The 24,594-nt window shown below is 71.7% G+C and carries 23 protein-coding genes and 1 tRNA gene; 8 read left to right on the top strand and 16 right to left on the bottom strand.

Features of this window, described 5'->3' with window-relative positions; all coding sequences use genetic code 11:
* Positions 1-5 precede the first annotated feature (5 nt).
* The gene (locus PZ894_RS09635) at positions 6-785 is read right to left on the bottom strand and encodes a metalloregulator ArsR/SmtB family transcription factor (RefSeq protein ID WP_275744295.1); all 780 of its coding nucleotides are present in this window, start codon (positions 783-785) and stop codon (positions 6-8) included.
* Between the two features lie 76 nt (positions 786-861).
* On the opposite strand from PZ894_RS09635, the gene PZ894_RS09640 reads away from it, so the two are divergent.
* Positions 862-1,602: a PIG-L deacetylase family protein gene (locus PZ894_RS09640; protein ID WP_275744297.1), complete on the top strand. Its 741-nt coding sequence runs from the start codon at positions 862-864 to the stop codon at positions 1,600-1,602.
* Between the two features lie 6 nt (positions 1,603-1,608).
* On the opposite strand, the gene PZ894_RS09645 is transcribed toward PZ894_RS09640, so the two are convergent.
* On the bottom strand, positions 1,609-2,967 hold the full coding sequence (locus PZ894_RS09645) for an FAD-binding oxidoreductase (RefSeq protein WP_275744299.1): 1,359 nt from the start codon (positions 2,965-2,967) through the stop codon (positions 1,609-1,611).
* 312 nt (positions 2,968-3,279) lie between these two features.
* On the opposite strand from PZ894_RS09645, the gene PZ894_RS09650 reads away from it, so the two are divergent.
* The 5 genes from PZ894_RS09650 to PZ894_RS09670 all read left to right on the top strand — a co-directional run bounded on the left by PZ894_RS09650 (position 3,280) and on the right by PZ894_RS09670 (position 8,589).
* Complete coding sequence (locus PZ894_RS09650) at positions 3,280-4,041, top strand: sensor histidine kinase (protein ID WP_275744301.1); 762 nt, start codon at positions 3,280-3,282, stop codon at positions 4,039-4,041.
* Positions 4,042-4,046: 5 nt separating this feature from the next.
* Positions 4,047-4,712: a response regulator transcription factor gene (locus PZ894_RS09655; RefSeq protein WP_275744371.1), complete on the top strand. Its 666-nt coding sequence runs from the start codon at positions 4,047-4,049 to the stop codon at positions 4,710-4,712.
* A gap of 62 nt (positions 4,713-4,774) precedes the next feature.
* Positions 4,775-5,512 (top strand): response regulator transcription factor, encoded by a 738-nt coding sequence (locus PZ894_RS09660; protein WP_275744302.1) that lies wholly within the window; start codon positions 4,775-4,777, stop codon positions 5,510-5,512.
* Positions 5,509-6,897, top strand: coding sequence for a HAMP domain-containing sensor histidine kinase (locus PZ894_RS09665; RefSeq protein ID WP_275744303.1), 1,389 nt, complete (start codon positions 5,509-5,511; stop codon positions 6,895-6,897). The genes PZ894_RS09660 and PZ894_RS09665 overlap by 4 nt, the downstream gene beginning before the upstream one ends.
* A 186-nt stretch (positions 6,898-7,083) precedes the next feature.
* A complete protein-coding gene (locus PZ894_RS09670) occupies positions 7,084-8,589 on the top strand; it encodes a M20/M25/M40 family metallo-hydrolase (protein ID WP_275744304.1) in 1,506 nt (501 codons plus the stop codon).
* Positions 8,590-8,644: 55 nt separating this feature from the next.
* On the opposite strand, the gene PZ894_RS09675 is transcribed toward PZ894_RS09670, so the two are convergent.
* From PZ894_RS09675 to PZ894_RS09720, 10 genes are all read right to left on the bottom strand, one after another.
* Positions 8,645-9,802 (bottom strand): serine hydrolase domain-containing protein, encoded by a 1,158-nt coding sequence (locus PZ894_RS09675; protein WP_275744306.1) that lies wholly within the window; start codon positions 9,800-9,802, stop codon positions 8,645-8,647.
* A complete protein-coding gene (locus tag PZ894_RS09680; protein ID WP_275744308.1) occupies positions 9,799-10,152 on the bottom strand; it encodes a peptidase inhibitor family I36 protein in 354 nt (117 codons plus the stop codon). The genes PZ894_RS09675 and PZ894_RS09680 overlap by 4 nt, the downstream gene beginning before the upstream one ends.
* 108 nt (positions 10,153-10,260) lie before the next feature.
* The gene (locus PZ894_RS09685) at positions 10,261-11,226 is read right to left on the bottom strand and encodes a WYL domain-containing protein (protein WP_275744310.1); all 966 of its coding nucleotides are present in this window, start codon (positions 11,224-11,226) and stop codon (positions 10,261-10,263) included.
* A 149-nt stretch (positions 11,227-11,375) separates the two neighbouring features.
* Positions 11,376-11,448: transfer RNA gene (locus PZ894_RS09690), tRNA-Asn, on the bottom strand.
* Positions 11,449-11,504: 56 nt separating this feature from the next.
* Entirely contained in the window at positions 11,505-12,023 is a 519-nt protein-coding gene (locus PZ894_RS09695) for a hypothetical protein (RefSeq protein ID WP_275744312.1), read from the bottom strand.
* Positions 12,020-13,891 carry a DNA primase gene (gene dnaG, locus PZ894_RS09700; protein WP_275744314.1) on the bottom strand — a complete coding sequence of 624 codons (1,872 nt, stop codon included), beginning with the start codon at positions 13,889-13,891 and terminating at the stop codon, positions 12,020-12,022. Before dnaG ends, PZ894_RS09695 begins: the two co-directional genes overlap by 4 nt.
* A 21-nt stretch (positions 13,892-13,912) precedes the next feature.
* The gene (locus tag PZ894_RS09705; RefSeq protein ID WP_275744316.1) at positions 13,913-14,839 is read right to left on the bottom strand and encodes a 2-hydroxyacid dehydrogenase; all 927 of its coding nucleotides are present in this window, start codon (positions 14,837-14,839) and stop codon (positions 13,913-13,915) included.
* A gap of 10 nt (positions 14,840-14,849) precedes the next feature.
* Positions 14,850-16,088, bottom strand: coding sequence for a deoxyguanosinetriphosphate triphosphohydrolase (locus PZ894_RS09710; protein WP_275744318.1), 1,239 nt, complete (start codon positions 16,086-16,088; stop codon positions 14,850-14,852).
* A gap of 139 nt (positions 16,089-16,227) precedes the next feature.
* Positions 16,228-16,848, bottom strand: coding sequence for a response regulator transcription factor (locus tag PZ894_RS09715; RefSeq protein WP_275744320.1), 621 nt, complete (start codon positions 16,846-16,848; stop codon positions 16,228-16,230).
* Positions 16,845-18,092: a sensor histidine kinase gene (locus PZ894_RS09720; RefSeq protein WP_275744322.1), complete on the bottom strand. Its 1,248-nt coding sequence runs from the start codon at positions 18,090-18,092 to the stop codon at positions 16,845-16,847. The genes PZ894_RS09715 and PZ894_RS09720 overlap by 4 nt, the downstream gene beginning before the upstream one ends.
* Before the next feature lie 156 nt (positions 18,093-18,248).
* On the opposite strand from PZ894_RS09720, the gene PZ894_RS09725 reads away from it, so the two are divergent.
* Together PZ894_RS09725 and PZ894_RS09730 are read left to right on the top strand one after the other, a co-directional pair.
* Positions 18,249-19,349 carry an ABC transporter permease gene (locus tag PZ894_RS09725; protein ID WP_275744324.1) on the top strand — a complete coding sequence of 367 codons (1,101 nt, stop codon included), beginning with the start codon at positions 18,249-18,251 and terminating at the stop codon, positions 19,347-19,349.
* Positions 19,350-19,409: 60 nt separating this feature from the next.
* Positions 19,410-20,225 (top strand): ABC transporter ATP-binding protein, encoded by an 816-nt coding sequence (locus PZ894_RS09730; protein WP_275744326.1) that lies wholly within the window; start codon positions 19,410-19,412, stop codon positions 20,223-20,225.
* Here PZ894_RS09730 and PZ894_RS09735 read toward each other — a convergent pair.
* The 4 genes from PZ894_RS09735 to PZ894_RS09750 form a co-directional block, all read right to left on the bottom strand.
* The gene (locus tag PZ894_RS09735) at positions 20,192-21,064 is read right to left on the bottom strand and encodes a mucin-2 protein (RefSeq protein WP_275744328.1); all 873 of its coding nucleotides are present in this window, start codon (positions 21,062-21,064) and stop codon (positions 20,192-20,194) included. The two genes, PZ894_RS09730 and PZ894_RS09735, sit on opposite strands and share 34 nt — an antisense overlap.
* Before the next feature lie 144 nt (positions 21,065-21,208).
* Entirely contained in the window at positions 21,209-22,360 is a 1,152-nt protein-coding gene (gene dusB / locus PZ894_RS09740) for a tRNA dihydrouridine synthase DusB (RefSeq protein ID WP_275744330.1), read from the bottom strand.
* A 101-nt stretch (positions 22,361-22,461) separates the two neighbouring features.
* Positions 22,462-23,145: a hypothetical protein gene (locus tag PZ894_RS09745; protein ID WP_275744332.1), complete on the bottom strand. Its 684-nt coding sequence runs from the start codon at positions 23,143-23,145 to the stop codon at positions 22,462-22,464.
* A 26-nt stretch (positions 23,146-23,171) separates the two neighbouring features.
* Positions 23,172-24,572: a glycine--tRNA ligase gene (locus tag PZ894_RS09750; RefSeq protein ID WP_345799145.1), complete on the bottom strand. Its 1,401-nt coding sequence runs from the start codon at positions 24,570-24,572 to the stop codon at positions 23,172-23,174.
* Positions 24,573-24,594: the final 22 nt, after the last annotated feature.

Below are 24,594 nucleotides of genomic sequence, written 5' to 3' on the forward strand. Positions count from 1 at the left end.
ACCGCTCACGCCGGCAGCGGCTTGCCCGTCTCGAGCAGCGTCTTGAGGCTGGCGAGGATTGCCGGCCAGCCCTCACTGATGCCCGGCAGGAGCTCGCTGCCTTCCGCGAACCCGCCGTGGGTGACGCGGAGCCGGACCAGCTCGCCCTGCTGCTCGAGGTCGAAGGTGACCAGCGAGCGCGGCTCCGCGGCCAGCCGGGTCACGTCGTCGTCGCTGAGGTCGATGGCCTTGCCGAACTCCGGCGTGATCGGGTGCCAGTGGTAGGCGAGCCGCCGCGGCGGGTCGGACTCGACGACGACACCCCGCTCGTCGGCCATGGTCACGCCGGAGAACCGCCACGAAACGACCGATCCGACCTGCCAGTCGGACGTCAGCTCGACGCCCCAGTAGCGGCTCGTGAATGCCGGGTCGGTGAGCGCCTCCCACAGCGTCTCGGGGGTCGTGCGGATGTAGGTGGTGTAGACGAACTCGTTCATCGGTGCTGCCTCCAGTGCGGTCTCGAGGTCCGCCAGCGCCTGCGCGCGTCGGCGGTCGTAGCGGCTCAGCCACCGATCGGCGATGGCGTTGATCGGCGCGGCATCGAGGAAGTGCAGCTTCTCCCGGCCGCGCCAGTGCGTGGTCACGAGGCCGGCGTCCTCGAGCAGGCGGAGGTGCTTGCTCACCGACTGCCGCGCCATCGCCAGCCCGTCGCACAGCTCGGCGAGGGTCTGACCGTTGCGCTCCTCGAGCCGGTCGAGGAGTGCTCGGCGGGTCGGGTCGGCGAGCGCCCTGAACACCGGGTCCACGCCACCATTACATGCAGCCATTTGGCTGCATGTCAAGCCGTACCGATCGCTGCCCGTGGCCTGCCATGCTCGTGTCATGGAACCCGAGAAGCTCGAAGCGCTGCCCGAGGACTGGGAGCGGGCGCTGTGCGTGGTGGCCCACCCCGACGACCTGGAGTTCGGTGCGGCGGCCGCGGTCGCCCGGTGGACCGGGCAGGGGAAGGACGTCGTCTACTGCATGGTGACCTCCGGCGAGGCCGGCATCGACGCGATGTCGCCCGACGAGTGCCGACGCGTGCGCGAGGCCGAGCAGATCGAGTCGGCGCGCATCGTCGGGGTGTCGCAGGTCGAGTTCCTCGGCCAGCCCGACGGGATCGTGGAGTACGGCGTGCCGCTGCGGCGCACGATCGCCGAGGTCGTGCGCCGGCACCGCCCCGACATCGTGATCACCGGCAACTTCCGCGACACCTGGGGAGGGCTCAACCTCAACCAGGCCGACCACATCGCGACCGGCCGCGCCGTCGTCGACGCGGTGCGCGACGCCGGGAACCGATGGGTCTTCCCCGAGCAGCTCACCGACGGGCTCGAGCCGTGGGGCGGCGTCCGCGCGGTGTGGGCGGCCGGCTCGCCGCAGGCGACCCACGCGGTCGACACGACCGAGACCTTCGACGCGGGCGTCGCCTCGCTCGAGGCCCACCGCGCCTACATCGACGGGCTGGGCTGGGAGAACTGGGATCCCCGGGAGTTCCTGGAGGGATTCTCCCGGCAGACCGGTCAGCGGCTCGGCACGGCGCTCGCCGCGTCGTTCGAGGTCTTCCCGATGGGCTGGGGAGAGTAGGCGTCCTCACGCCGCCGGCCCCTCGGCCTCGTCCGTGGTCGCCGGCGCGATGTTGTGGTTGAGCGCGAAGAGGTTGCCCGGGTCGTAGCGGCGCTTGACGGCGGCCAACCGGTCGTACGTCGCCGGCGGGTACGCCGCCGCCACGTCCTCGGGGTCGGCCGAGCCCTGGAAGTTGACGTAGGTGCCGGCGCCGAGCGCGGCCACCGACCGCCAGGGCCGGAGCGCCCGGTCGACGTCCTCCTCCGACGCGGCGGCCGGCAGCATCAGACCGCAGACGACCATCGCCTCGGCGTCGCGGTGGGCGAACGCGGTCGCGTCGGCCGGCACCCGCCCGAACGCCCCGCCCAGGCTGCGCAGCGCGAATGCCGTCGGCGCGGCGCCGGCGTGGGCCCAGGCGATCGCGGTGATGACCTCCTCGCCCAGCTCCCGGGCCAGCGTGTTGCGCGCGACCATCCGCAGACCGGGCGGGTGCTGGGCGTGCTCGAGGATCTCGGCGTACGGCCGCTCGGTGATGCTCGCCTCCCGCACCTCGCCCAGCTCGAGCAGCGGCTCGATCGCGGCGTCGGCCTCGCTCTGCCCGCTGCCGGGATCTCCGGCGTAGCAGAGCAGCAGGATCGCAGTGGGCGGGACGTCGGGCATGCGGGGCGCCAGCACCAGCGTGCTGGAGAGCTCCTCCGGCGCGGCGCGCATGACGTCGCGCCAGCGGCGGATCAGCCGGCCGGCGTCGTCGAGCTGGTAGGTGACGGTCCCGTGGTGGACCGTGGCCACCTCCTGGGCGACGAAGTCGAAGTCGACGACGATCCCGAAGTTGCCCCCTCCGCCCCGCAGCGCCCAGAAGAGGTCGGGGTGCTCGTCGTGGGAGGCGGTCAGCAGCCGGCCGTCCGCGGTCACCACCCGAGCGCCGACCAGGTTGTCGATGGCCAGGCCGTGCCGGCGCACCATCCAGCCGATCCCGCCGCCCAGGGTCAGCCCGCCGACGCCGACGTCGCTGGTGTCGCCGGCGGTCAGCCCCCAACCGTACGGCTCCACGGCGGCGGCCACCCGGCCCCAGGTCGCTCCGCCACCGATGCGCACGAGGCGACGTTCGGTGTCGAGCACCTCGACCGCGCCGAGGTGGGTCAGGTCGATCACCATGCCGCCGGTGTTCGTGCCGTGGCCCACCGGGCTGTGGCCGCCGGAACGCACGGACACCGCCAGGTCGTGGCGTGCGGCGTGGGCGACGGCGGCCGCGACCTCGTCGGGGCCCCGGGGCCGCACGATGCAGGCAGGCTCTCCGGTCGCCAGGAACACCCGGGCCGCGTCGTCGTACCCGGGGTCGCCGGGCCGCACCACGTCGGTGCCGAGGTCGGTCTCGTACACACTCATCGCTCTCTCCTCGTTCGTCTGCTCGGTCCGCCGATCGTGTCGCGACCGGCACCGTGACCGCGTCGCCCGTGGGGCGTCACTCCGCGCTCCTCTCGCGGGTGCGACGCCGAGCCGCGAGTACGACGCGGGGAGGCGCCGCGGCGTACTCCCGCGCCGTTCCGCGCGGCGCTCGTCGGTCACATCCCTACGACGATCGAGCGGCGACGAACCTGACGGGCCGGTGGCGACCGCGTCCCTACCGCCCGCGGAGTAGCCACGAGCTACTCCCCCGGCCGGACGCACGATCCGCTCATCGGCCCTACGCTTCGGTGCATGCGCACCGATCGTGGATGGCGCCGGTTCTACGGGATCGGCTGGCTGGTCTCGGGGGTCGTCGGCGTCCTCTCGTTCGTGCAGTGGCACGTCTACGTGCGCGAGGTCGAGCGCCGTCTCGAGGAGGCCGAGCGGACCCGCGACGAGGTCGCGCGCCGGCACGCGGTCGAGGAGCGCCTGCGGATCGCGCGCGAGCTGCACGACTCGCTCACCCACAGCATCTCGGTCATCAAGGTGCAGGCCGGGGTCGCGACCCACCTGGCGAGGAAGAGCGGCCAGGAGCCGTCGGAGGCGCTGCTCGCGATCGAGGAGGCCAGCAGCGACGCCGTCCGCGAGCTGCGCTCGACGCTCGAGGTGCTGCGTCGCGAGGACGACGCCAACGGCAACGGGCTCGACCGGGTCCCGGCGCTGGTGGAGCGCGCGCAGTCGTCGGGCCTGCGCACCACCCTGTCGGTCCGCGGCCAGGCGCGACCGCTGCCGGTCGACGTCGACCAGGCGGCGTACCGCGTCGTGCAGGAGGCGCTGACCAACGTCACCCGGCACGCCGGCGACGCGACCGCGTCGGTGCAGATCACCTACGGGTCGGACTGCCTCACCGTCCTGGTCGAGGACGACGGCGCGGGGTCGCGACAGCCGCCGGTGCCGGGCTACGGTCTGATCGGGATGCGCGAGCGGGTCACGGCGCTCGGCGGCACGCTGACGGCGGCGCCCGGCGCGATCCGGGGGTTCGCGGTGCTCGCCGAGCTGCCGGTGGCCGGGTGAGCAGGGTGATCCGGGTGGTGCTGGTCGACGACCAGCCGCTGATCCGCAGCGGGATCAGGGCGCTGCTCGACGCCGAGGACGACATCGCCGTCGTCGCCGAGGGCGGCGACGGTCGGGCGGCGGTGGAGCTCGCCGTCGAGCACCGGCCCGACATCGTGCTGATGGACGTGCAGATGCCGGCGATGGACGGCATCGAGGCGACCCGCCGGATCGTCGCAGACGACCGGCTTGCGGACGTCCAGGTCGTGATGCTGACCAACTACGGGCTGGACGAGTACGTCTTCAACGCGTTGCGCGCCGGTGCCTCGGGGTTCGTGGTGAAGGACACCGAGCCCGCCGACCTGCTGCAGGCGCTGCGGGTCACGGTCCGCGGCGAGGCGCTGCTCTCGCCGGGCGTCACCCGGCGGCTGATCAGCGAGTTCGCCACCCGCCCGGCGACCGCGCTGGACTCCGCCGACCCCGGCGTCCTCACCAACCGGGAGCGCGAGGTGGTCGCCCTGGTCGCGCACGGCCTCAGCAACGACGAGATCGCCGAGCGGATGGTGCTCAGCCCGATGACCGCCAAGACGCACGTCAGCCGGGCGATGACCAAGCTCGGCGCGCGCGACCGCGCCCAGCTGGTCGTCTTCGCCTACCAGTCCGGGCTCGTCGCCCCGGGTGCGGCCGGCTGATCGGCGCCGTACCCACAGGCGGCACACAGCGGGCTCACAGCAACCACCGGCAGACTCGGGCCGTGCCCGCGAACGACCCTGCCGTCTCTCCGCTCACCCGCGCCGACGGTGCGCCGCTGCACGCGCTCGTCGTCGACGACGAGGTCAACATCGCCGAGCTCGTGACGATGGCGATGCGGTACGAGGGCTGGTCGGTCGACACCGCACACACGGGCGCCCAGGCGGTCGGCGCCGCGCGGGCCGAGCGGCCCGACGTCGTCGTGCTCGACTGGATGCTCCCCGACTTCGACGGCCTGGAGGTGCTCCGCAGGATCCGCGCCGCGCACCCCACCGTGCCGGTCCTCTTCCTGACGGCGCGCGACGCGGTCGAGGACCGGGTCGCCGGGCTCACCGCCGGCGGGGACGACTACGTCACCAAGCCGTTCTCCCTCGAGGAGCTGGTGGCCCGCACCCGCGCCCTCGTACGTCGTGCCGGCGTGGCCGTGGCGGCCGACGGCAGCCCGGCCCTGGTGGTCGGCGACCTGGTGCTGGACGAGGACAGCCGCGAGGTGACGCGCGCCGGAGCCGAGGTGCAGCTGACGGCGACCGAGTTCGAGCTCCTCCGCTTCCTCATGCGCAACCCGCGTCGCGTGCTCAGCAAGGCCCAGATCCTCGACCGCGTCTGGAACTACGACTTCGGCGGCCAGGCGAACGTCGTCGAGCTCTACATCTCCTACCTCCGCAAGAAGATCGACGCCGGGCGCGAGCCGATGATCCACACCGTCCGCGGCGCCGGCTACGTGCTGAAGCCGGCGACATGAGACGACACCTCGCCTCACTCACCTCGCGGCTGGTGCTGACGACGGTGGTCCTGGTGCTCGCCGTCTCGGTGCTGATCGGCGCGGCCACCACGCTGGCGATGCGCAGCTATCTCCAGGACCAGCTGGACCAGCAGGTGGAGCAGGCGCTCCGGACGCCTCCCGGCGGGCCGGGGACCGGGCTGGGCACCCTGCGGGTCGAGCTGCCGGACGACCGCGACCCGAGCGGGGTGGTTGCCGAGACGGGCGCGAACGGCCGGGGCCGGCTCGTGGAGCTGACCGACGACCAGATCGCCGACCTCACCGACGTCCCTGCAGACGGGCACGCCCACAGCGTCGACGTGGCAGACCTGGGCGGCTACCGGGTCCGGGCCGAGGACGTGCCCGGCGGGACCGTCGTCGCCGGGCTGCCCGACAAGCAGGTCGACAACACCCTGACGCGGCTGGTGTCGCTCGAGGTGCTCTTCGCCCTTCTCGCGGTGCTCGTCGCGGCGGGCACCGCGCTGGTCGTCGTACGCCGTCAGCTGCGGCCGCTGCGCGAGGTGTCGGCGACCGCGAACGCGGTGGCCGAGCGCCCGCTCGACTCCGGCGCGGTCGACCTCACCGAGCGGGTGCCCGACCACCTCACCGACGAGCGCACCGAGGTGGGCCGGGTCGGCACGGCGCTCAACACCCTGCTCGCCCACGTCGAGAGCTCGCTCTCCGCGCGCTACCGCAGCGAGCAGCAGGTCCGGCAGTTCGTCGCCGACGCCTCCCACGAGCTGCGGACCCCGCTCACGACGATCGCCGGCTACACCGAGCTCGCCCGGCGCCACGGCGACGCCACCACGACCCGGACCGCCCTCGCGAAGGTCGAGGACGAGTCGAGGCGGATGACCGCGCTGGTCGAGGACCTGCTGCTGCTCGCGCGTCTCGATGCGGGCCGACCGCTCTCCCACGACCGCGTGGATCTCTCCCGCCTCCTCGTCGAGGCGGTCGACGACGCCCGCGTGGTCGACGCGGGACGCCGGTGGCAGGTCGCCCTGCCCGCGGACGGCGAGCCGGTCGAGGTGACCGGCGACGCCCAGCGGCTCCACCAGGTCGTGACCAACCTGCTGACCAACGCGCGCAAGTACACCCCCGAGGGCACGACGGTGACCGTGACGGCGCACCCCGACGGATTCGACGTGCACGACGACGGCCCCGGCTTCCCGCCCGAGCTGGTCGGCACGGCGTTCGAGCGGTTCACCCGCGGCGACGCCGCCCGCCATCGCGACGGCAGTGCCGGCCTGGGGCTCGCCCTCGTCCAGGCGATCGTGACCGCACACGGGGGCGCCGTCCGTCTCGACAGCCGACGGGGCAGCACCACCATCGCCGTACGCCTGAACGTACGCCTGAACCTCGACTGACGCGCCCGGCCGCGAGCTCCGGCCCGGACGACCACCGTCGAGGTGGTCCGTTGGTCGGCCCCGAGCGACCACTCGCAGAATGGGGAGGGCCGTCGCGTTGACGGGGACGCCGCCCGTTGGTTCCTGTGGAGTTCCACATCTCTTCTCGGGAAGGCAATGAAGATGGGGCGGTTACTTTCGAACCAGATGCTCGGCCGTCGTTCGCTCCTGGGCGGCTTGGCCGGGGTGGGCGCAGTCGGACTCACGGGGAGCCGGGTCTTCGACGGCTCCAGTGCTCTGGCCAGCCCGCCGGCGGTCAATGTTGCTCCAGCCGATCTGGACTCCCTGGATCTGCTCAAGCGGATGATCTCCTACGACACCCAGAACTTCGGCACGGGCGGCAAGACGCGACCGTTCGCCGAGATGCTCAAGGGGGTGTGGGACGCCGCCGGCGTCTCCACGGAGATCATCCCCACCCCGCAGCCGGACAACGTCCACCTGGTCGCTCGGATCAAGGGCACCACCTCGGCGGCGCCGGTGCTGATCCTGGGGCACTCCGACGTCGTGCCGGTCGAGAAGGAGCGGTGGCGCACCGATCCGTTCGTCGGCACCGTCAGGAAGGGCCAGATCTTCGGTCGCGGCGCACTCGACATGAAGGGCATGGATGCCGCGTCGGTGTCGGCCCTGCTGCGCCACATCGACGAGGGTGGTCAGTTCGAGCGCGACATCATCGTGCTCACCGACTGCGACGAGGAGGCCGGCGAGTACGGGTCGAGCTGGCTTGCGGAGCAGCACTGGGACAAGCTCGACGCGGGCATGGTGCTCACCGAGGGCGGCTGGTTCCTGGCGCAGCACGACCGGACGACACCGATGCTGATCACCGTGACGCGTCAGGACAAGGTGTACTTCAACCTCGACCTCACCGCGCGCGGTGTCGCGACGCACTCCTCGAAGCCGAACCCGAACGCCGCGATCGTGAAGCTCTCGCGTGCCGTCGACGAACTCGCCGGCTGGCTCGCGCCGATCCACCTGACCCCGGTGACGAGGGAGTACTTCGCAGCCCTCGCCCGGGCCACCCACGACCGGGCCTTCGCCAAGGCCATCAGAATGCTGCTCCACGCCCGCTCGCACGACACGCGGGAGCGGGCGGCGCGCGTGGTCGTGGCGCGCTCGGACTACCCGTGGCTGCACTCGGCACTGCTGCGGACCACGACCGCGTTCGTCATCGAGGACGCCGGCTACAAGGAGAACGTCATCCCCTCGACCGCACACGTGCGGGTCAACTGTCGCGGCATCCCGGGAGGGCAGAAGCCACGAGCCTTCCTGAAGCAGGTCCGGTCGCAGCTCGCCCACCGGGACGTCAGGGTGGCGCTCGCGAGACCCGAGGGAACCTCCGAGGCGGAGTACCTCGACCAGCTGGACAAGTCCTGGGCCACCCGGCCCGCCGACCTCGACACACCCCTCTACCGCGCGATCAAGAAGGCGGCAGCCGCGACCTACCCGCACGCGGTGTTCGCACCGGCACTCTTCGAGGCGGGCACCAGCCTGCAACCCTGGCGCGAGCACCACATCCCGGGCTACGGCGTCTACCCCTACGTCATCGACAACGACCAGCTCGTCGCGATGCACGGCAACAACGAGGGGATCTACGTCGACGCGCTGCGCAAGGGCACCGCCTTCATGTACCGCATGTTCGATCGGTTCCGCGTCTGAGCCACCGCGACGCCGAGACGTTGACGGGCCTGACCTGCGGACCCATGTCCGCGGATCAGAGTCCGAACGCGGCGGTGACGAGCCGCTGCAGGACCTCGCCTTCGGAGCCGTCACGGTTGCCGAGGGGGTGGATCGCGTAGGTGAGCGAACGCCGTCCGTCCCGTGTCGTGAAGGTGCCTGAGCTCGTTCCCGGCACGGATCCCGACTTTCCCCAGACGACGAGACCGCCGGGGAGCTCGGTGCGCTGCAGGCCGGCGCTGTAGCAGGCCCGGTGATGTGGGCACTCGTCGCCGACGTACGGCACGTCGGGCACCCGGAACAGCAGTCGCTGCTGGCGCCGCTCGAGGAGTCGGCCTCTGATCAGGGCGTGCAGGAACCTGTCCAGGTCTCGTGTGGTCGACACCAGTCCGCTCTCAGCCCAGCCGTACGGGCTCTGCTCGGTGACGTCCACCGGCTCGTCGTCGACGCGCAGGTAGGTGTGCACGTGCGGCTTGGGCAGGGTCGCGTCCTCGGGTTCGGGCAGGCGCGTCGCGCGCAGACGCAGCGGTCGCAGGATTCGTCGCTGGAGCACGTGGCCGTACGACGCGCCGGTGACCCGCTCCACCAGCAGGCCGGCGATGAAGTGATTGACGCCGTTGTACTCCTGCCGGGTGCCCGGCTCGAAGGCCATCGGCTGGCTGGTCGCCGTCGCAACGACCTGCTCGGGTGTGAATCGGTCGAAGCGGTGCGCGACGAAGGTGGCGGGATCCTCCCACCCGGCGTCCTCGGTCGAGTGTGGCAGACCGCTGGTGTGGTCCAGCAGGGTGCGCACGGGGACGTGCGGGTACGACGACGGCAGCAGCCCCGGCAGGTACCGCTGGACCGGAGCGTCGAGGCGCAGCCGACCCTGCCGAGCGAGCTGGAGGACCAGCACCGAGGTGAACATCTTGGTGCCGCTCGCGATCCGGAACCGCGAGGCTGGTGAGCCCTGGTGCGCGGAGCCGAGCTTGCGGGCGCCTCCGCGGACGGTGACCTGTCGGGCACCGTCCCGGACGCGCGCGAACGCCGCAGTCGCGGCCGGGGTGGGCAGGTCCACGACCGCGCCCCGGAGACCGGCCTCGTCGACCGGGCCCGGCTGGACCGGATCCGCCCCGGCCGGCCCCGCCGGCACGGCGGTTAGCGCCGCCGCGCAGGCGAGGATGGTTGCTCGAAGGGCGAGCCTGGTCCCCCTCATCCGTTGACCGCGATCGACTGGATGGTTGCGCCGGGCTTGGTCTGGCCCCAATGGCCGTCGGCGATCTGGACGCGCTTGCCGTAGCAGGACCCCTTGCTGTAGACGGTGATGGTGTGGCCGCTCTGGTTGGAGACGGTCTTCCCGCCCCACGGGTAGCAACCACCTTCGGGGTTCAGCCCGCTGGTCCGCTTGGTGCCGGTGAAGTCGTTGCCGGTCCAGGTGCAGACCGATCCGTCCCGGCACAGGGGAGCGGCCGAGGCGGGCGGCGGGGCGGCGAGCGGCACCGTGAACGTCGCGAGGACGGCGGTGATGCCCGCGGTGACGAGGCGCTTGCGGGTCGTCGTGGACATGGATGTCTCCTCTCTCAGGGATCGCGGGAGCGGCGTTCTGGGGCGCTCGCGCTGGAGTGGAGATGGTTCCCGGCAACGAGGAACGGCTCGTTCCTGATGGATCGGCTCTCAGCTCACGGCCGAACGGCACTGCTCCGCCACCCGCACGACCTCCTTGGCCAGCTCGGGCTGGTCCGTCACGGTGAAGTCCGCGTCCAGCCGGAGCAGGTTGATCGCGACCATCCGCCAGCTGGTGCCGCCGACCAGGACGTCGCAGCGCCCCTGACCACCGCTGCTCACAATGCACTCGGCGGGCGCGAGCACCCGGCGGATGTGCTCCGGAGCCGCGTCGACCACGACACGTGCCAGGTGGCTCCAGAGCTGGGCCCGGGGCACGCGCTCGGCGACGTAGGCCTCCAGGTCGTCGGCGGGCAGGCGCCGCGCCGCGAACCGCGGCCCACCCGGGGTGCGGAGGTCGATCCCCTCCGCGTCGTGGATGGTCCACTCCTCGGCACGGACGTCGTAGCCGAGCAGGAACCAGTGGTGCCCGCTGCTGATCAGCCGGTAGGGCTCCACCTCGACGCCGGCCAGGTCCTCGCTGTCGGCGTAGCGGAACCGGACCCGCCGTCGTTCGGCGCACGAGTTCACCAGCGACAGCAGCAGGCTCGGGTCGACGATGGACATCGGGGCCGAGCTCGGCATGGGCGCGATGAAGTGGTTGAGCCGCTGGATGCGCGCGCGCATCCGGGTGGGCAGCACCTGCTCGAGCTTCGCGAGCGCACGCAGCGAGGTGTCCTCCATCCCGCCCACGATGCAGTTCACCCCCGTGCGCAGGCCGACGGCAACGGCGATCGCCTCGTCGTCGTCGAGGAGCAACGGCGAGACGCCGTCGTCCCCCGGCGATCCCATCCGGTAGCCGCCGGCGCTGCCGCGTACGGCGTCGACGTCGTAGCCGAGATCGCGCAGTCGCTCGATGTCGTGGCGCACCGTGCGGACGGTGACGTCGAGACGTTCCGCCAGCTCGGGACCGCTGCGCACGCGCGGTCCCTGGAGCAGCGACAACAGCGACAGGAGTCGTGATGCGGTCCGAGACATCCCCCCCACCATCACACAGAGACCGATCCAGGTCGGACGCGGTGTTCTCACTGCCGCGACACTTGAAGCGGTGAACCCGCGGGGTAACCAAGCCCAAATCGTTGAGGGCCCCTGACCCACGTTTCCGCAGGTCAAAGGCCCTCTCTCTGCTCCCCCGGTTGGACTCGAACCAACAACCCTCCGGTTAACAGCCGAATGCTCTGCCAGTTGAGCTACAGGGGATCGGGTGCAGCCCGCACAGGTTAGCAATCGGGCGACGCCAACAGAAATTGAGGGGTTCAGTCCGGACCGACCTCGGCGCGCGCCGCCGCGAGTGCCTCCTGGGCGGCCCGCCGGACGTCGGGATCGTCCGGGTCGACGCCCTCGTCGTACTCGTAGAACCACGCGATCGGCCGGTCCCCGCTGGGCGCCCGGCGGGCGATCACGCGGAGGCCGCGCCGGCCGTCGACCGGCACGTGCCGCTGCAGCACGACGCTCGCGGTCACCCGCTCCCGCACGAGCTCGAGCAGCCGACCGGGTTCGGGGAGGGCGAAGACGTGCTCGGGGCGCTGCTCCCCCCACGCGCCCACCTCGCTGATCCGCAGCGTGGCGGAGTCCTTGTCCCAGTCGGCGGCCTGGACCTCCTCCCACGGGATCCGCACGGTCTCCTCGAGGCCGAGCCGGTCGTGGCCGAGTCGGCGGACGACGTAGAGGGCGTCGCGGGTGCCGCCGAGGTGGGCGTCGTCCGCGGCCGCGTCGGCGAGCAGCTTCTCGCCGCGCTCGACTCGGACCGGTGGACGCTCCCGGCGGAACCTCACTGCACGGTCCCGGTCAGCTGGTCGAGCAGGGTACGCCGATGCGCCTCGAGCGCGGCGAGCTCGCCGAACATCCGGTTGAAGGCGTCCGGGTTCTCGACCGGGTTGGTGCGCTGGAGCTTCGACTTGATGTCGGCGATCCGGCGGGCAGCCGTCAGCTCCTGGAGCCGCAGCAGGTACTCGGTGAAGTACGCGGCATCCGGTGCCTTCTTCAGCGGCTCGACCGCCAGGGCACTGATCGCGGACGACACCGCCGGGTCGTCTGCGGCATCGCGCAGACGCGTCGCCCAGTTCGGGTCGCCGACTCCGGCACCGATCCCACCCGCGGCGGCGACCAGGCCCCACACCGCACGGAAGACCGGGTGGGTGAAGTCGTCGGGCCCGAGCGCCGCACTGAGACGTCCGATCGACATCGGGTGCTGGATGATCAGCATCAGCGCCTCGCGCTCCTTGTCGAAGCGAGGGTCGAAGATGCTCGGCACGTTCGAGCGCGGCGGCGGCGTGGCGGACGTCGCGACCGGGGCCTGGCCGGGCCGCCGGTTCGCGGCGCGGCGTACCTCGGCACGCGCCTCGTCGGGGTCGGCGCCGACCATCCCGGCGAGCTCGCGGGCGAACGCGTCGACCTTCGACCGGTCGCGGATGCTCGACACGAGGCGAGCGCCCTCACGGAGCGCGTCGACCCGACCGTCGGCACGGTCAAGGTCGTACTTGCCGACGACGTTGGAGAGCACGAACCGGTAGAGGGGCACCCGGCGGGCGACCAGCTCGCGCACCGCGGCGTCGCCGTGCTTGATGCGCAGGTCGCACGGGTCGAGGCCGTCGGGCTCGACCGCGACGTAGGTCTGGGAGACGAAGTTCTGGTCGCCGCCGAACGCGCGCAGCGCCGCCTTCTGCCCGGCGGCGTCGCCGTCGAAGGTGAAGATGACCTCGCCTCGGAACTCCTCGTGGTCGTTGAGGAAGCGCCGCAGCACTCGGGCGTGGTCGTCGCCGAACGCCGTGCCGCACGTGGCGACCGCCGTACCGACCCCGGCGAGGTGACAGGCCATCACGTCGGTGTAGCCCTCGACGATCACGGCCTGCGACGACCGGCCGATCTCGCGGCGGGCGAGGTCGAGGCCGTAGAGCACCTGCGACTTCTTGTAGATCCTGGTCTCGGGGGTGTTGAGGTACTTGGCCTCGATGCGGTCGTCGTCGAAGATCCGGCGGGCGCCGAAGCCGATCGTGTCGCCGCTCGCGTCGCGGATCGGCCACAGCAGGCGCCCGCGGAAGCGGTCGTACGCCGAGCGCCCGACGGCCACGAGGCCGGCCTCGACGGCCTCCTCCTGGGAGAAACCGCGGCCGCGCAGGTGCTGGAAGAGCGCCTCGCCCTCCCGGGGCGCGAAGCCGATGCCGAAGCGCTCGGCCGAGGCCTGGTCGAAGCCGCGCTCGGCGAGGAACTGCCGCGCGACGAGCGCGTCAGGAGTGCCGAGCTGCTCGGCGTAGTACACCTGCGCGACCTTGTGCGCCTCGATCAGCCGGCCCCGCTGCGGCCCCTTCGGCCGGTCGTCGTGGCCGCCGGGCCCGTCGTCCTCACGGCGCAGCACCACGCCGACCTTGTCGGCGAGCCGCTCGACCGCCTCGCCGAAGCTGAGGCCGTCGATCTTCATCAGGAACGTGATGACGTCGCCGCCCGAATTGCAGCCGAAACAATGGAAGAATCCGCGGCCCGGGTTGACGTTGAACGACGGCGACTTCTCGTCGTGGAAGGGGCACAGGCCCTTCTGGGAGCCGCCTCCGGCGTTGCGGAGCGTGACGTACTGCGAGACCACGTCGTCGATGCGCGCCTTCTCGCGCACCTCGGCGATGTCCTCCTCGCGGATCCGTCCTGCCACGTCGCGGAGTCTATGTGGGGGTCAGTAGTCGCCGGACATGACGTTCACAAGTTCCTCGCCGGCGGCGTAGCGGCGGAGCTGCTCGCGCACCAGCCGGTAGGCCCGCGGCCACATCGCGCTGCTCGCGCCACCGACGTGCGGGGTGATCAGCAGGTGCGGCGCGTCCCAGAGCGCGTGGTCCTCGGGGAGCGGCTCGGGGTCGGTCACGTCGACCGCCGCGTGGATCCGCCCGCTGTCGAGCGCCTCGATCAGGGCAGGGGTGTCGACGACGGCCCCACGGGCCAGGTTGACCAGCAGCGCGCCGTCCTTCATCGCGGCCAGGAAGCCGGCGTCGACCAGGCCGCGGGTCTCGTCGGTGAGAGGTACGACGAGCACCACGACGTCCGCGGCCGGGAGGAGCGTCGGCAGCTCGTCGATGGCGTGCACGCCGTCGCGAGCGCGGCGCGCGACCCGCACCACCTCGGTCTCGAAGGGCAGCAGCCGTCGCTCGATCGCCTCCCCGACCGCGCCGTACCCGACGATGAGCACGCGCCTGTCGGCGAGCGCGGGGCGCCAGCCCGGGCGCCACCGGTGTGAGTCCTGGTCACGGACGAAGCGGGGCACGCCGCGCAGGCTGCTGAGGATCAGTGTCAGCGCGAGCTCGGCGGTCGAGGTGTCGTGGATGCCGCGGCCGTTGCAGAGCAGCACCCCGTCGGGGACGTGCGGGCGGATGTTGTCGACCCCCGCGGTCAGCGTCTGGATCACCTCCAGGCCCCTCATCCGGGGCAGCACCTCGGCGATCCGCGAGCCGACCTGGTAGGGCGGGACGTAGAACCGGACGTCGCCGACGCTGTCGGGCACGTGCTCGGTCGGGTCGACCACCTCGTAGCGGAGCCCGTCGGGCGGATCCCCCAGCCCGTCACCCAGCTCGGCGGGATCGAAGGGCAGCCAGACGAGTCGGTCGGTCACGGCGCCCACGCTAGACGAGTCGACCTCGGCAGAGTCGCTCGTGCCAGGCGACCGCGCTGGCGTCGGTCAGCGAGGCCACCTGGTCGACGACGACCCGGAGCCGGGCCGAGTCGTCCGACGCGGCGCGCCAGTCGTCGGCGAACGGCCGGTCGAGGGCGTCGGGACCGCGGTCGGTCAGGGCCGCGACGAGCTCCGCGAGCAGCTCGCGCTGGCGCTCCATGAGCGCGACCCGGTCGTCGGTGCGCATCACGTAGTGGGCGGCGATGCCCTTCAGCACCGCGATCTGGAGCCGGGTCTCCGCCGGCACCACCAGGTCGGCCCGATAGCGGACGAACGGTCCGGGCCCGGCGGCGAACGTGGCGTGCTGCACGGCGCCGCAGAAGCGCCCGATCAGGTCGCTGGTGAGGTTCTTCAGCGCGGCGAGCGACCGCCGGCTCCCGTCGTACGGCGCGCTCGGCCAGCTGCCGACTGCGCGCAGGTCGGCGAGCGTGGCGTCGAGGGTGTCGTCGGTCGCGTCGGGGAGGTACCAGTCGCGGACGGCCTCCCAGACGGCCGCCGTGTCGAACGACGTGAGGTCCACCCGGCCGGCGACGACGCCGTCCTCGACGTCGTGCACCGAGTAGGCCACGTCGTCGGCCAGGTCCATGACCTGCGCCTCGAGGCACTGCCGGCTGCCGACCGCGCCCTCGCGCATCCAGGCGAAGACCGGGAGGTCGTCGGCGTAGACCCCGAACTTCGGCGTGACCTCGGTCCGCGGCCACGGGTACTTCGTGCAGGCGTCGAGCGTCGCGCGGGTGAGGTTGAGCCCGACCGAGGTGCCGGACGCGTCGACGGTCTTGGCCTCGAGCCGGGTGAGCAGCCGCAGCGTCTGCGCGTTGCCCTCGAAGCCGCCGCACGCCTCCGCCACCTCGGCGAGCACCCGCTCGCCGTTGTGGCCGAACGGCGGATGGCCGAGGTCGTGCGCGAGCGCGGCGGTCTCGGCGATGTCGGGCTGGCTGCCCAGCGCGCGGGAGAGGTCGCGGGCGACCTGCGCGACCTCAAGGCTGTGGGTGAGCCGGTTGCGCACGAAGTCGTCGCTCTGCGGGCCGACCACCTGGGTCTTCGCGGCCAGCCGGCGCGACGAGGCGGCGTGCACGAGTCGGGCCCGGTCCCGTTCGAACGGCGTGCGGATCGGCGCGTCCACCCGCTTGGGCGGCTCCTCGACGATCCGCTCACGCGCGGCTTCGTCGTACAGGTCCTGGATCTTCATCGCATCGCGAGCCTAGTGAGTCGGGTGACCGCACGGTCTCGCGGCCGCCGCGGGCGGGCCACCGGCCTCGAGCAGCGCGACCTCCACCGACCGGCGCGGCTCTACCGGCGTCTGGTTCGAGGACCTGTTCTTGTTGGTGTCAGACCATGCCGCGGTCGCGGGCGGCGGCCGCCGCTTCGGTGCGGGACTGGGTGCCGAGCTTGGTGTTGATGTGTGCGAGGTGGGACTTGACGGTGGCGACGGAGACGAACAGTTCGCGCGCGATGGCTTCGTTGGACTTCCCGCCCGATGCGAGGCGGAGGACCTCGAGTTCGCGGGCACTGAGGTTGCGGGTCGGGGCGCGCATGCGGCCCAGGAGTCGGCGTTGCACTTCGGCGTCGAGGGTGACTTCTCCGGCGGCCGCCGAACGGATGGCACGGGCGAGGTCCTGGGTGGGGGCGTCCTTGAGGAGGTAGCCGGTGGCTCCTGCTTCGATCGCCGCCAGAATGTCGGCGTCGGTGCCGTAGGTGGTCACGACGAGCACGGGGGTGCCGTGTCGGCGGACGACGGTGTCGGTTGCGGTGGCACCTGACATGCGGGCGTCGCCGAACCGGAGGTCGAGGAGGATCACGTCGGCTCGGCCGCTCTCGTCGAGCCAGGTGAGGAGGTCCTCTGCGGTCGAGGCCTCGTGGATGACGTGCATGTCGGGCTGGCTGTCGACCACGGTGCGTAGTCCGGCGCGGACCACCGGGTGGTCGTCGGCGAGCACGACGTCGATCATCGGGTGGTCTCGGCTGGGTGGGTGGGCAGGGTGACGGCGAGTGCGGTCCCGTCTCCGGGCGCGGTGTCGAGTGCGACGGCTCCTCCGAGTGCCCGGATTCGCGAGCGGATGGCGGGGATCCCGAATCCGCGCTCGCCAGCCTGACCGTCGATGATGGCGGGGTCGAATCCCTTGCCGTCGTCGACGACGTCGAGCGTGACGAGGTCGGGCTCGTAGCTGAGCGTCACCCGGGCGCGCGTGGCCTCGGCGTGTTCGGTGACGTTGGCGAGCGCTGATTGGGCGATGCGGAGCAGCGCGGTCTCCAGCGGCACCGACAGGGGGACGGCGGCGCCGTTGCTGTGCACTGACACGGCGAGGGGTCGTGAACCTCCGGCGTCGGTGCCGTTGTTGGTGGTCGCGGTGCGTTCGGCCACGCGGTGCAGGGCGTCGAGCAGCGTGGTCCGATCGAGATCGCCGGGGGTGAGGTCTTGGACCACGCGACGTGCCTCGCCGAGCCCGTCGCGCGCTGCTTCGCGTGCCTGGCCGATGAGCATCCGCGTCTGCTCGCTGTCGGTGCCGGTGGTGTTCTCGGCGGTGCGGAGCAACAGCTCGATCGCGGAGAGCGACTGCGCGAGGGTGTCGTGGATGTCGCGGCCCAGGCGGGCTCGCTCCTCGGTGACGGCCCGGTCGCGTTCGGCCTGGGCGAGGTGTCGGCGTGCCTGTGTCAGTTCGTCCACGGTGCGTTGGCGGGTCTGTGACTCCCGGACGAAGGCCTCGATGCCGAGCACCACGCCGACGGCGACGCCGGCTCCGAGCACCGGACCCAGGACGAATCCGGTCCACGGATCGCCGGGGCCGGCCTGGACGAGAACACCCTCGGCGACGCCGGCGAGGGTGGTGACCAGGACCGCGATGGGGCCGCGATGGGGTCCCAGCACGTGCATCTGGAGGAACATGAGAGGGAAGGCGATCCACAGGGCCGCCGGGGTGATCCACAGCGAGACCGCCCACAGCACGGTGAGGACGGCGATCCAGGCGGTGTCAGGCCACCAGCCTCCCCGCGAGGCTTCGACCGACCGTTCGTACACCCGCATGGCCACGCGCCCCCACGCATAGACCGCTGCGAACAGCCCCGCGCTCAGCGCGGCGACCCAGATGGTTCCCGAGGGTGCCTGCACGACCGCCACCACGATGAGGATCGCGAACAGCACGTCCAGACCCACGGTCAGGCCACGGGTCGGCGAGGGAAGCGGGTGCGAGTTCACCTGGCCAAGGTAGCCGCGATCCGCGGCGACGCATCGTCCGAAAGGTTGATCCCGACGGCCACCGTTCGGCGCCACAGGATCACTCCGGGTCGCGATGCTCACGACGCTGCGCGCGCGGATGCTGGAAGAAGTCCAGCATTCCTGTGGAGGTTCCCCGTGTTCGTCGCGCTGCGCGATCTCAAGCGTGCCCGTGGCCGCTTCGCCCTGATGTCGGTGGTGATCGTGCTCATCGCCCTGCTGGTCACCATGATCGCCTCCCTGACCGCCGGCCTGGCACGGGAGTCCACCTCGGCGATCACGGATCTGCCGGCCGACCACATCGCGTTCTCGATGCCGTCTGGGGACGACGCGCCCGAGTTCACCGCCTCCAGCGTCACCGCCCAGCAGTGGCAGGGTTGGGCCGACGTGTCCGGTGTCGAGTCCGCCGAACCGCTCGGACTGGCCACCACCCGAGCGGAGTCGGAGAGCACGACCGCCGCGGTCACCGCTCTCGGCGTGGGAGAAGGCTCACAGCTGGTGCCCTGGGACGAAGGCGGCGTCGCCCCCGGGGCCGTGGTCCTGACCCCGTCCGCGGCCGAGGCGCTCCGCGCGGGGGCCGGCGACACCGTGACGCTGGGTGGCAGCGACCTCACCGTGACCACGATCACCGACACCGACGAGTCGTTCTCCCACACCCCCGTCGTCTGGACGAGCCTCGATGACTGGCAGTCGATCGGGGCGCGAACCGCTGCCGACCGGCCAGCGGGCCAGGTCGCAAGCGTGATAGCGCTGTCCACTGACGGAGCCCACGACGCCACGTTCACGGCAGCCGACGATGACCTCGGCACCACGACCGTCACCACCTCCGACGCACGCTCGGCGGTGCCGTCCTTCGCCGGGGAGAGCACCTCGCTGAGGACCATGCAGGCCTTCCTGCTGGTCATCTCCGCGCTGGTGGTCGGGGCGTTCTTCACGGTCTGGACGATCAGCCGCTCCGGTGACATCGCGGTACTCAAGGCACTGGGCGCCTCCACCGGGTACCTGCTGCGGGACGCACTCGGCCAGGCAGCGCTGCTACTGGTCGGCGGTGTCGCCGCAGGGACCGGGCTCACCGTCGCCTTCGCCTCGCTGCTGCCGGACGAGGTCCCGGTGATCATCACCAGCTTCACCACCCTGATGCCGGCCGCCGCGCTGGTCCTGCTCGGCCTGTTCGGCGCCGGAATCTCGGTGGCCCGCATCACCCGGATCGACCCGCACACCGCCCTCGCCGCCCGCTGACACCCCGTGACCACCCGCTGACCGGCCGCCCCCGGCGGCCGGCTCTGGAAGGAGCCTCCGATGGACCTGCGCCTGGAGAACATCACCCTGATCTACCCGGACGGGGACACCACGCTCACCGCGGTGGACGAGGTCGACCTGACCGTGCCCGCCGGCACCACCACCGCTCTGCTCGGTCCCTCCGGCGCGGGCAAGTCCAGCCTGCTGGCGGTCGCGGCCGGGCTGACCCCACCCCGCGGAGGGCAGGTCAGGATCGGTGCGGAGATCGTGTTTACCCCGACCACCACAGTCGCGCAGGCAACCAGGGTCCGGCTCGAGCGGATCGGGATGGTCTTCCAGTCACCGCAGCTGCTCGGCTCGCTGACCGCGCTCGAGCAACTCGAGCTCGACGCCCACCTGCGCGGCCGCCGGCCCGCCAGCGTGCGCAGGCGTGCCCTGGAACTCCTGGACGCCGTCGGCGTCGCCGACCACCGCCACAAGCGGCCCGCACACCTGTCCGGTGGGCAACGGCAACGCGTCGCGATCGCCCGTGCCCTCATCGGCGAACCCGAAGTCCTGCTCGTCGACGAGCCCACCTCCGCACTCGACCACGAACGCGGCACCCGCGTGGTCGAACTGATCACCGGCCTGGCCCGCGAGACACGCGCGGCGACCCTGCTGGTCTCCCACGACGCCTCCACCCTGGCGACCGTGGACGCGACCGTCCGGATGATCGACGCCCGGATCGACGACGGGACCCACCGCGCCGGATCAGCTCGTTCAGGGGTGGCGGGAGAACGACCTGGTCCGCACCGAGGCACAACCGAACCCGTGAATGCATCACCCGATGCAACTGTTCGGAGTCAGCCGTTGGTGGCGACGTGCACGTGGTCGTAGTGGTTGGCGGTGGCCGAGCCGCGCGAGGACATCGACCGCCAGCCCTCGCCGGCCCGCACGGGGGTCCAGATCCGCTGCCGCCAGAGGATGTCGTAGAGATTCAGCTCCGCGGCGTGCTCCTGGAGGAACGCCGCGATTGCGTCGCCGAGCTCGACGTCGCTGGTCATGATGTCGAGCGCACGCCCCGAGGAGTGCTCGCCGTGGGCGTCCCAGCCGCCGTACGACGTGATCTGCGGGAAGGCGTGGCACACGGAGCGGTAGACGTACACCGCGTCGTCGGTGAGGCCACCCTCGACGCCCGGGTCCGGGCAGGGCGCCATCGAGAGTCCGGCGGCCGCGGCGACCGGCTTCTCCTCGCTCAGGTAGCCCTCGGACACCCACCGCGAGTTGCCGTCGACGACGATCTCGACCCGCCCGGAGGCACGGCGCCCGGTGACGAGCACGCGCTTGGCGGACTTCATCTCGCCGTCCTTCGTCGCGAACTCGCCGGACCCCGTCCAGAGGTTGAGCACCTCCGTGGTCCACCGGCGGGTGTCGGCGGTGCGGACGGCCGAGCGGGTCGCGACGACCCGCGCGCTGCGGTCGACGGCCTTCTGGAAGGCCTTGCGCTCCTTGCGGGTGTCGAGCCGCGACTCGCTCCGCGAGGCGGTCGACTCGCGTGCCGCGCCCGAGACGCTGGCGGCGTCCTGGGCGACCGGGAGGTCCGGCACGGGATCGCTGGACACCACACCCAGGGTCACGGCGGAGCCGGTCGCCAGGAGGGCGATCGGTGCCGCCACGAGGGCGGCCCTGGGCAGGCGGCGGGCGCTGGTCTCCCGCTTGTGGCGGTGTTCTGCCACAGCGCTGATCCTTTGCGGGTTGCTGTCAGGTCGGTGTCACCGGACCGCTCGGGGGAAGGTCACGAAACGGCAACGACGGTCGAGTCAACCACACGCTTCCCGGGGTCGTGCAATCTTCAAACGGACCGGGTGGGGTATTTCCGGTCACCCGCCGGTCGTCTCGACAGCGTCCTCCTGCAGGTGGCAGCCCGCGCCGTCGACGTCGTCGAGCCAGCCCTCGGGCAGCACGACGCGGGCGCGCGGCGACCCCTGGCGACCCCGCGGGGCGCCGAGCTCGCCGACCGGGAACGGCTCGACGGGGTCGAGGTCGGCGAGCAGCCGGTCGAGGTCGGCGAGCGTCTGGACCAGGCCCAGCGAACGCCGCATCTCGCCGCCGGCGGCGAAGCCCTTGAGGTACCAGGTCACGTGCTTGCGGAATTCCTTGCAGCCACGCTCCTCCCCCATGTGCTGGCACAGCAGCTCGGCGTGCCGGCGCATCATCGCCGTCACCTCGCCGAGCGTCGGGAGGGTCGCGGTGTCCTCGCCGCGGAACGCGGCGGCGAGGTCGCGGAACAGCCACGGCCGGCCCAGGCAGCCCCGGCCCACGACGACGCCGGCCGCACCGGTCTGCTCGACCATCCGCAACGCGTCCGCGGCCTCCCAGATGTCGCCGTTGCCCAGCACCGGGATGTCGACATGGTCGACCAGCGCTGCGATCGCGTCCCAGTCCGCCGCGCCCGAGTAGGCCTGCGAGACCGTGCGGCCGTGCAGCGCGATCGCGGCACAGCCGCTCTCCTGCGCGATCCGGCCGGCGTCGAGGTAGGTCAGGTGGTCGTCGTCGATGCCCTTGCGGGTCTTCATCGTCACCGGCACGTCGTACGGCGTGGCCGCGGCGACGGCGTGCTCCAGGATCTCGGCGAGCAGCCCCCGCTTCCACGGCAGCGCCCCGCCGCCCCCCTTGCGGGTGACCTTCGGCACCGGGCAGCCGAAGTTGAGGTCGATGTGCGCGACGCCGTACTCCGCGCAGAGGATCTCCGCGGCCTTGCCGACATACACGGGGTCGGTGCCGTAGAGCTGCACCGAGCGCACGGTCTCGAGCTCGTCGAAGACCAGCATGTCGCGGGTGTGCTGGTCACCCTCGACCAGGCCGCGGCTGGTGATCATCTCGCAGACGTAGAGTCCCGCGCCCTGCTCGGCGCACAGCCGGCGGTACGCCGCGTTGGTGATGCCCGCCATCGGCGCGAGCACGACCGGGACGTCGACCGTCAGCGACCCCAGAGTCAGACTCCGGGTCGGCGAGGTCGGCAGCGTGGTCATGTCCCCCATTGTCCGCGAGCGGCTGCGCCGCGCCGAATCGGTGGTTTCGAGACGGGACTTCGTCCCTCCTCAACCACCGGTCGGCGCGGCTTCGTCCCTCCTCAACCACCGTTGTTCTTGTTCTTGCCCTTCGGCTTCTTCTTCTCGGGCTTGGGCGGCACGTACTTCTCGATCTCACCGGTCCAGATGATCGGGTCGAAGGACTCGTCGGGGCGGAAGCTCACCGCCTCCAGCGTGCCGTGGTCGGGCGCGAGGTAGACGAGGCAGACGTCCTCGTGCGCGCCGGGGCCGAACTTGCTCGGCAGCGGTGTGCTCGGGCACGGCGTGAAGGAGCTCGCGAACGGCGTCGACTCGAGGAGCAGGTTCTCCTCGTTGACGACGTAGAGCGGCACCCGGCGGCCGCCGAGGTCGGTGTCGCCGACGTTCTCGACCGTCACGTGCACGAAGTAGGGGGTCGACGCCTCCTGCTCCTTGCTCAGCTGCCAGGCGGAGAGCGTCTTGCGCGTCGTCGTCCGCTCGATCTCGGTGACGGTCAGGTCGAGGACGCCGACCTCGTCCTGGCGCGGCTCCCACGCCACCACGCCCTGGTCGCCGACCTCGAGGTGGGTGCCCTGCGGCGTCAGCGTGACGCCGTCCGGCACCGGCAGGTACGGCGAGGCGCTCTCGGTCGCCGTCGGGGTGTCCGAGTCCCCCGAGCTCTGCGGGTCGCCGTCGTCCGAGCAGCCCGCGAGGGCCGCGGCCAACGCGACGGTCAGCGCCGCGGATCCGAGGAGGCGCCGATTCATGTCGTCATTGTGCCTGCGCCGAGGCGTCAGCAACCGACGAAACGCTCAGCGAAGTAGGACACGACCCCGTCGAGGCCGATCCGGTCCTGCTGCATGGTGTCGCGCTCGCGGACGGTCACGGCCTGGTCGTCGAGGGTCTCGAAGTCGACCGTGACGCAGTACGGCGTGCCGATCTCGTCCTGACGGCGGTAGCGACGGCCGATCGCGCCGGAGTCGTCGAAGTCGACGTTCCAGCCGGCGGAGCGCAGCCGCATCGCGAGGTCCTTCGCCTTGGGCGAGAGGTCGGCGTTGCGGCTCAGCGGGAGCACGGCCACCTTGACCGGCGCGAGGCGCGGGTCGAGGCGCAGCACCGTGCGCTTGTCGACGCCGCCCTTGGTGTTGGGGGCCTCGTCCTCGGTCCAGGCGTCGACGAGGAACGTCATCAGGCTGCGCGACAGGCCCGCGGCCGGCTCGATGACGTACGGCGTGTAGCGCTCGTTGTTGGCCTGGTCGAAGTACGACAGGTCCTGGCCGGAGTGCTTTGCGTGCGTCGACAGGTCGAAGTCGGTGCGGTTGGCGATGCCCTCGAGCTCACCCCACTCGGAGCCGGCGAACCGGAAGCGGTACTCGATGTCGACGGTGCGCTTGGAGTAGTGGCTGAGCTTCTCCTGCGCGTGCTCGTAGTGGCGCAGGTTGTCGGGGGCGATGCCGAGGTCGACGTACCACCTGGTGCGCTCGTCGATCCAGTACTGGTGCCACTCCTCGTCCTCACCCGGCTTGACGAAGAACTCCATCTCCATCTGCTCGAACTCGCGGGTGCGGAAGATGAAGTTGCCGGGCGTGATCTCGTTGCGGAAGCTCTTGCCGATCTGGGCGATGCCGAACGGCGGCTTCTGGCGGCTCGAGGTCACGACGTTGGCGAAGTTGATGAAGATGCCCTGCGCGGTCTCGGGGCGCAGGTAGTGGAGGCCCTCCTCGTTCTCGATGACGCCGAGGTGGGTCTTGAGCAGGCCCGAGAACTGGCGGGGCTCGGTCCACGCGCCGCGGGTGCCGCAGTTGGGGCACGCCACCGTCGCAAGGTCGACGTCGTCGGGATCGTCGATGCCCTTCTTCTCCGCGACCTCCTCCTGGAGGTGGTCGGCGCGGAAGCGCTTGTGGCACGACTGGCACTCGGTCAGCGGGTCGGTGAACGTGTCGACGTGGCCGCTGGCCTCCCACACCTGGCGCGGCAGGATGATGCTCGAGTCGAGGCCGACCATGTCGTCGCGCATGGTGACCATGGACTTCCACCACTGGCGCTTGATGTTCTCCTTGAGCTCCACGCCCAGCGGACCGTAGTCCCACGCCGAGCGGGTGCCGCCGTAGATCTCGCCGCACGGGTAGACGAAGCCCCGCCGCTTGGCGAGGGAGACGACGTGGTCGACGGTGGACGGCGGCGGCTTGGCCACGGCGGAGCTCCTGCGGATCGTG

The sequence above is a fragment of the Nocardioides sp. YIM 152315 genome, assembly GCF_029210375.1.
Taxonomy (GTDB): domain Bacteria; phylum Actinomycetota; class Actinomycetes; order Propionibacteriales; family Nocardioidaceae; genus Nocardioides.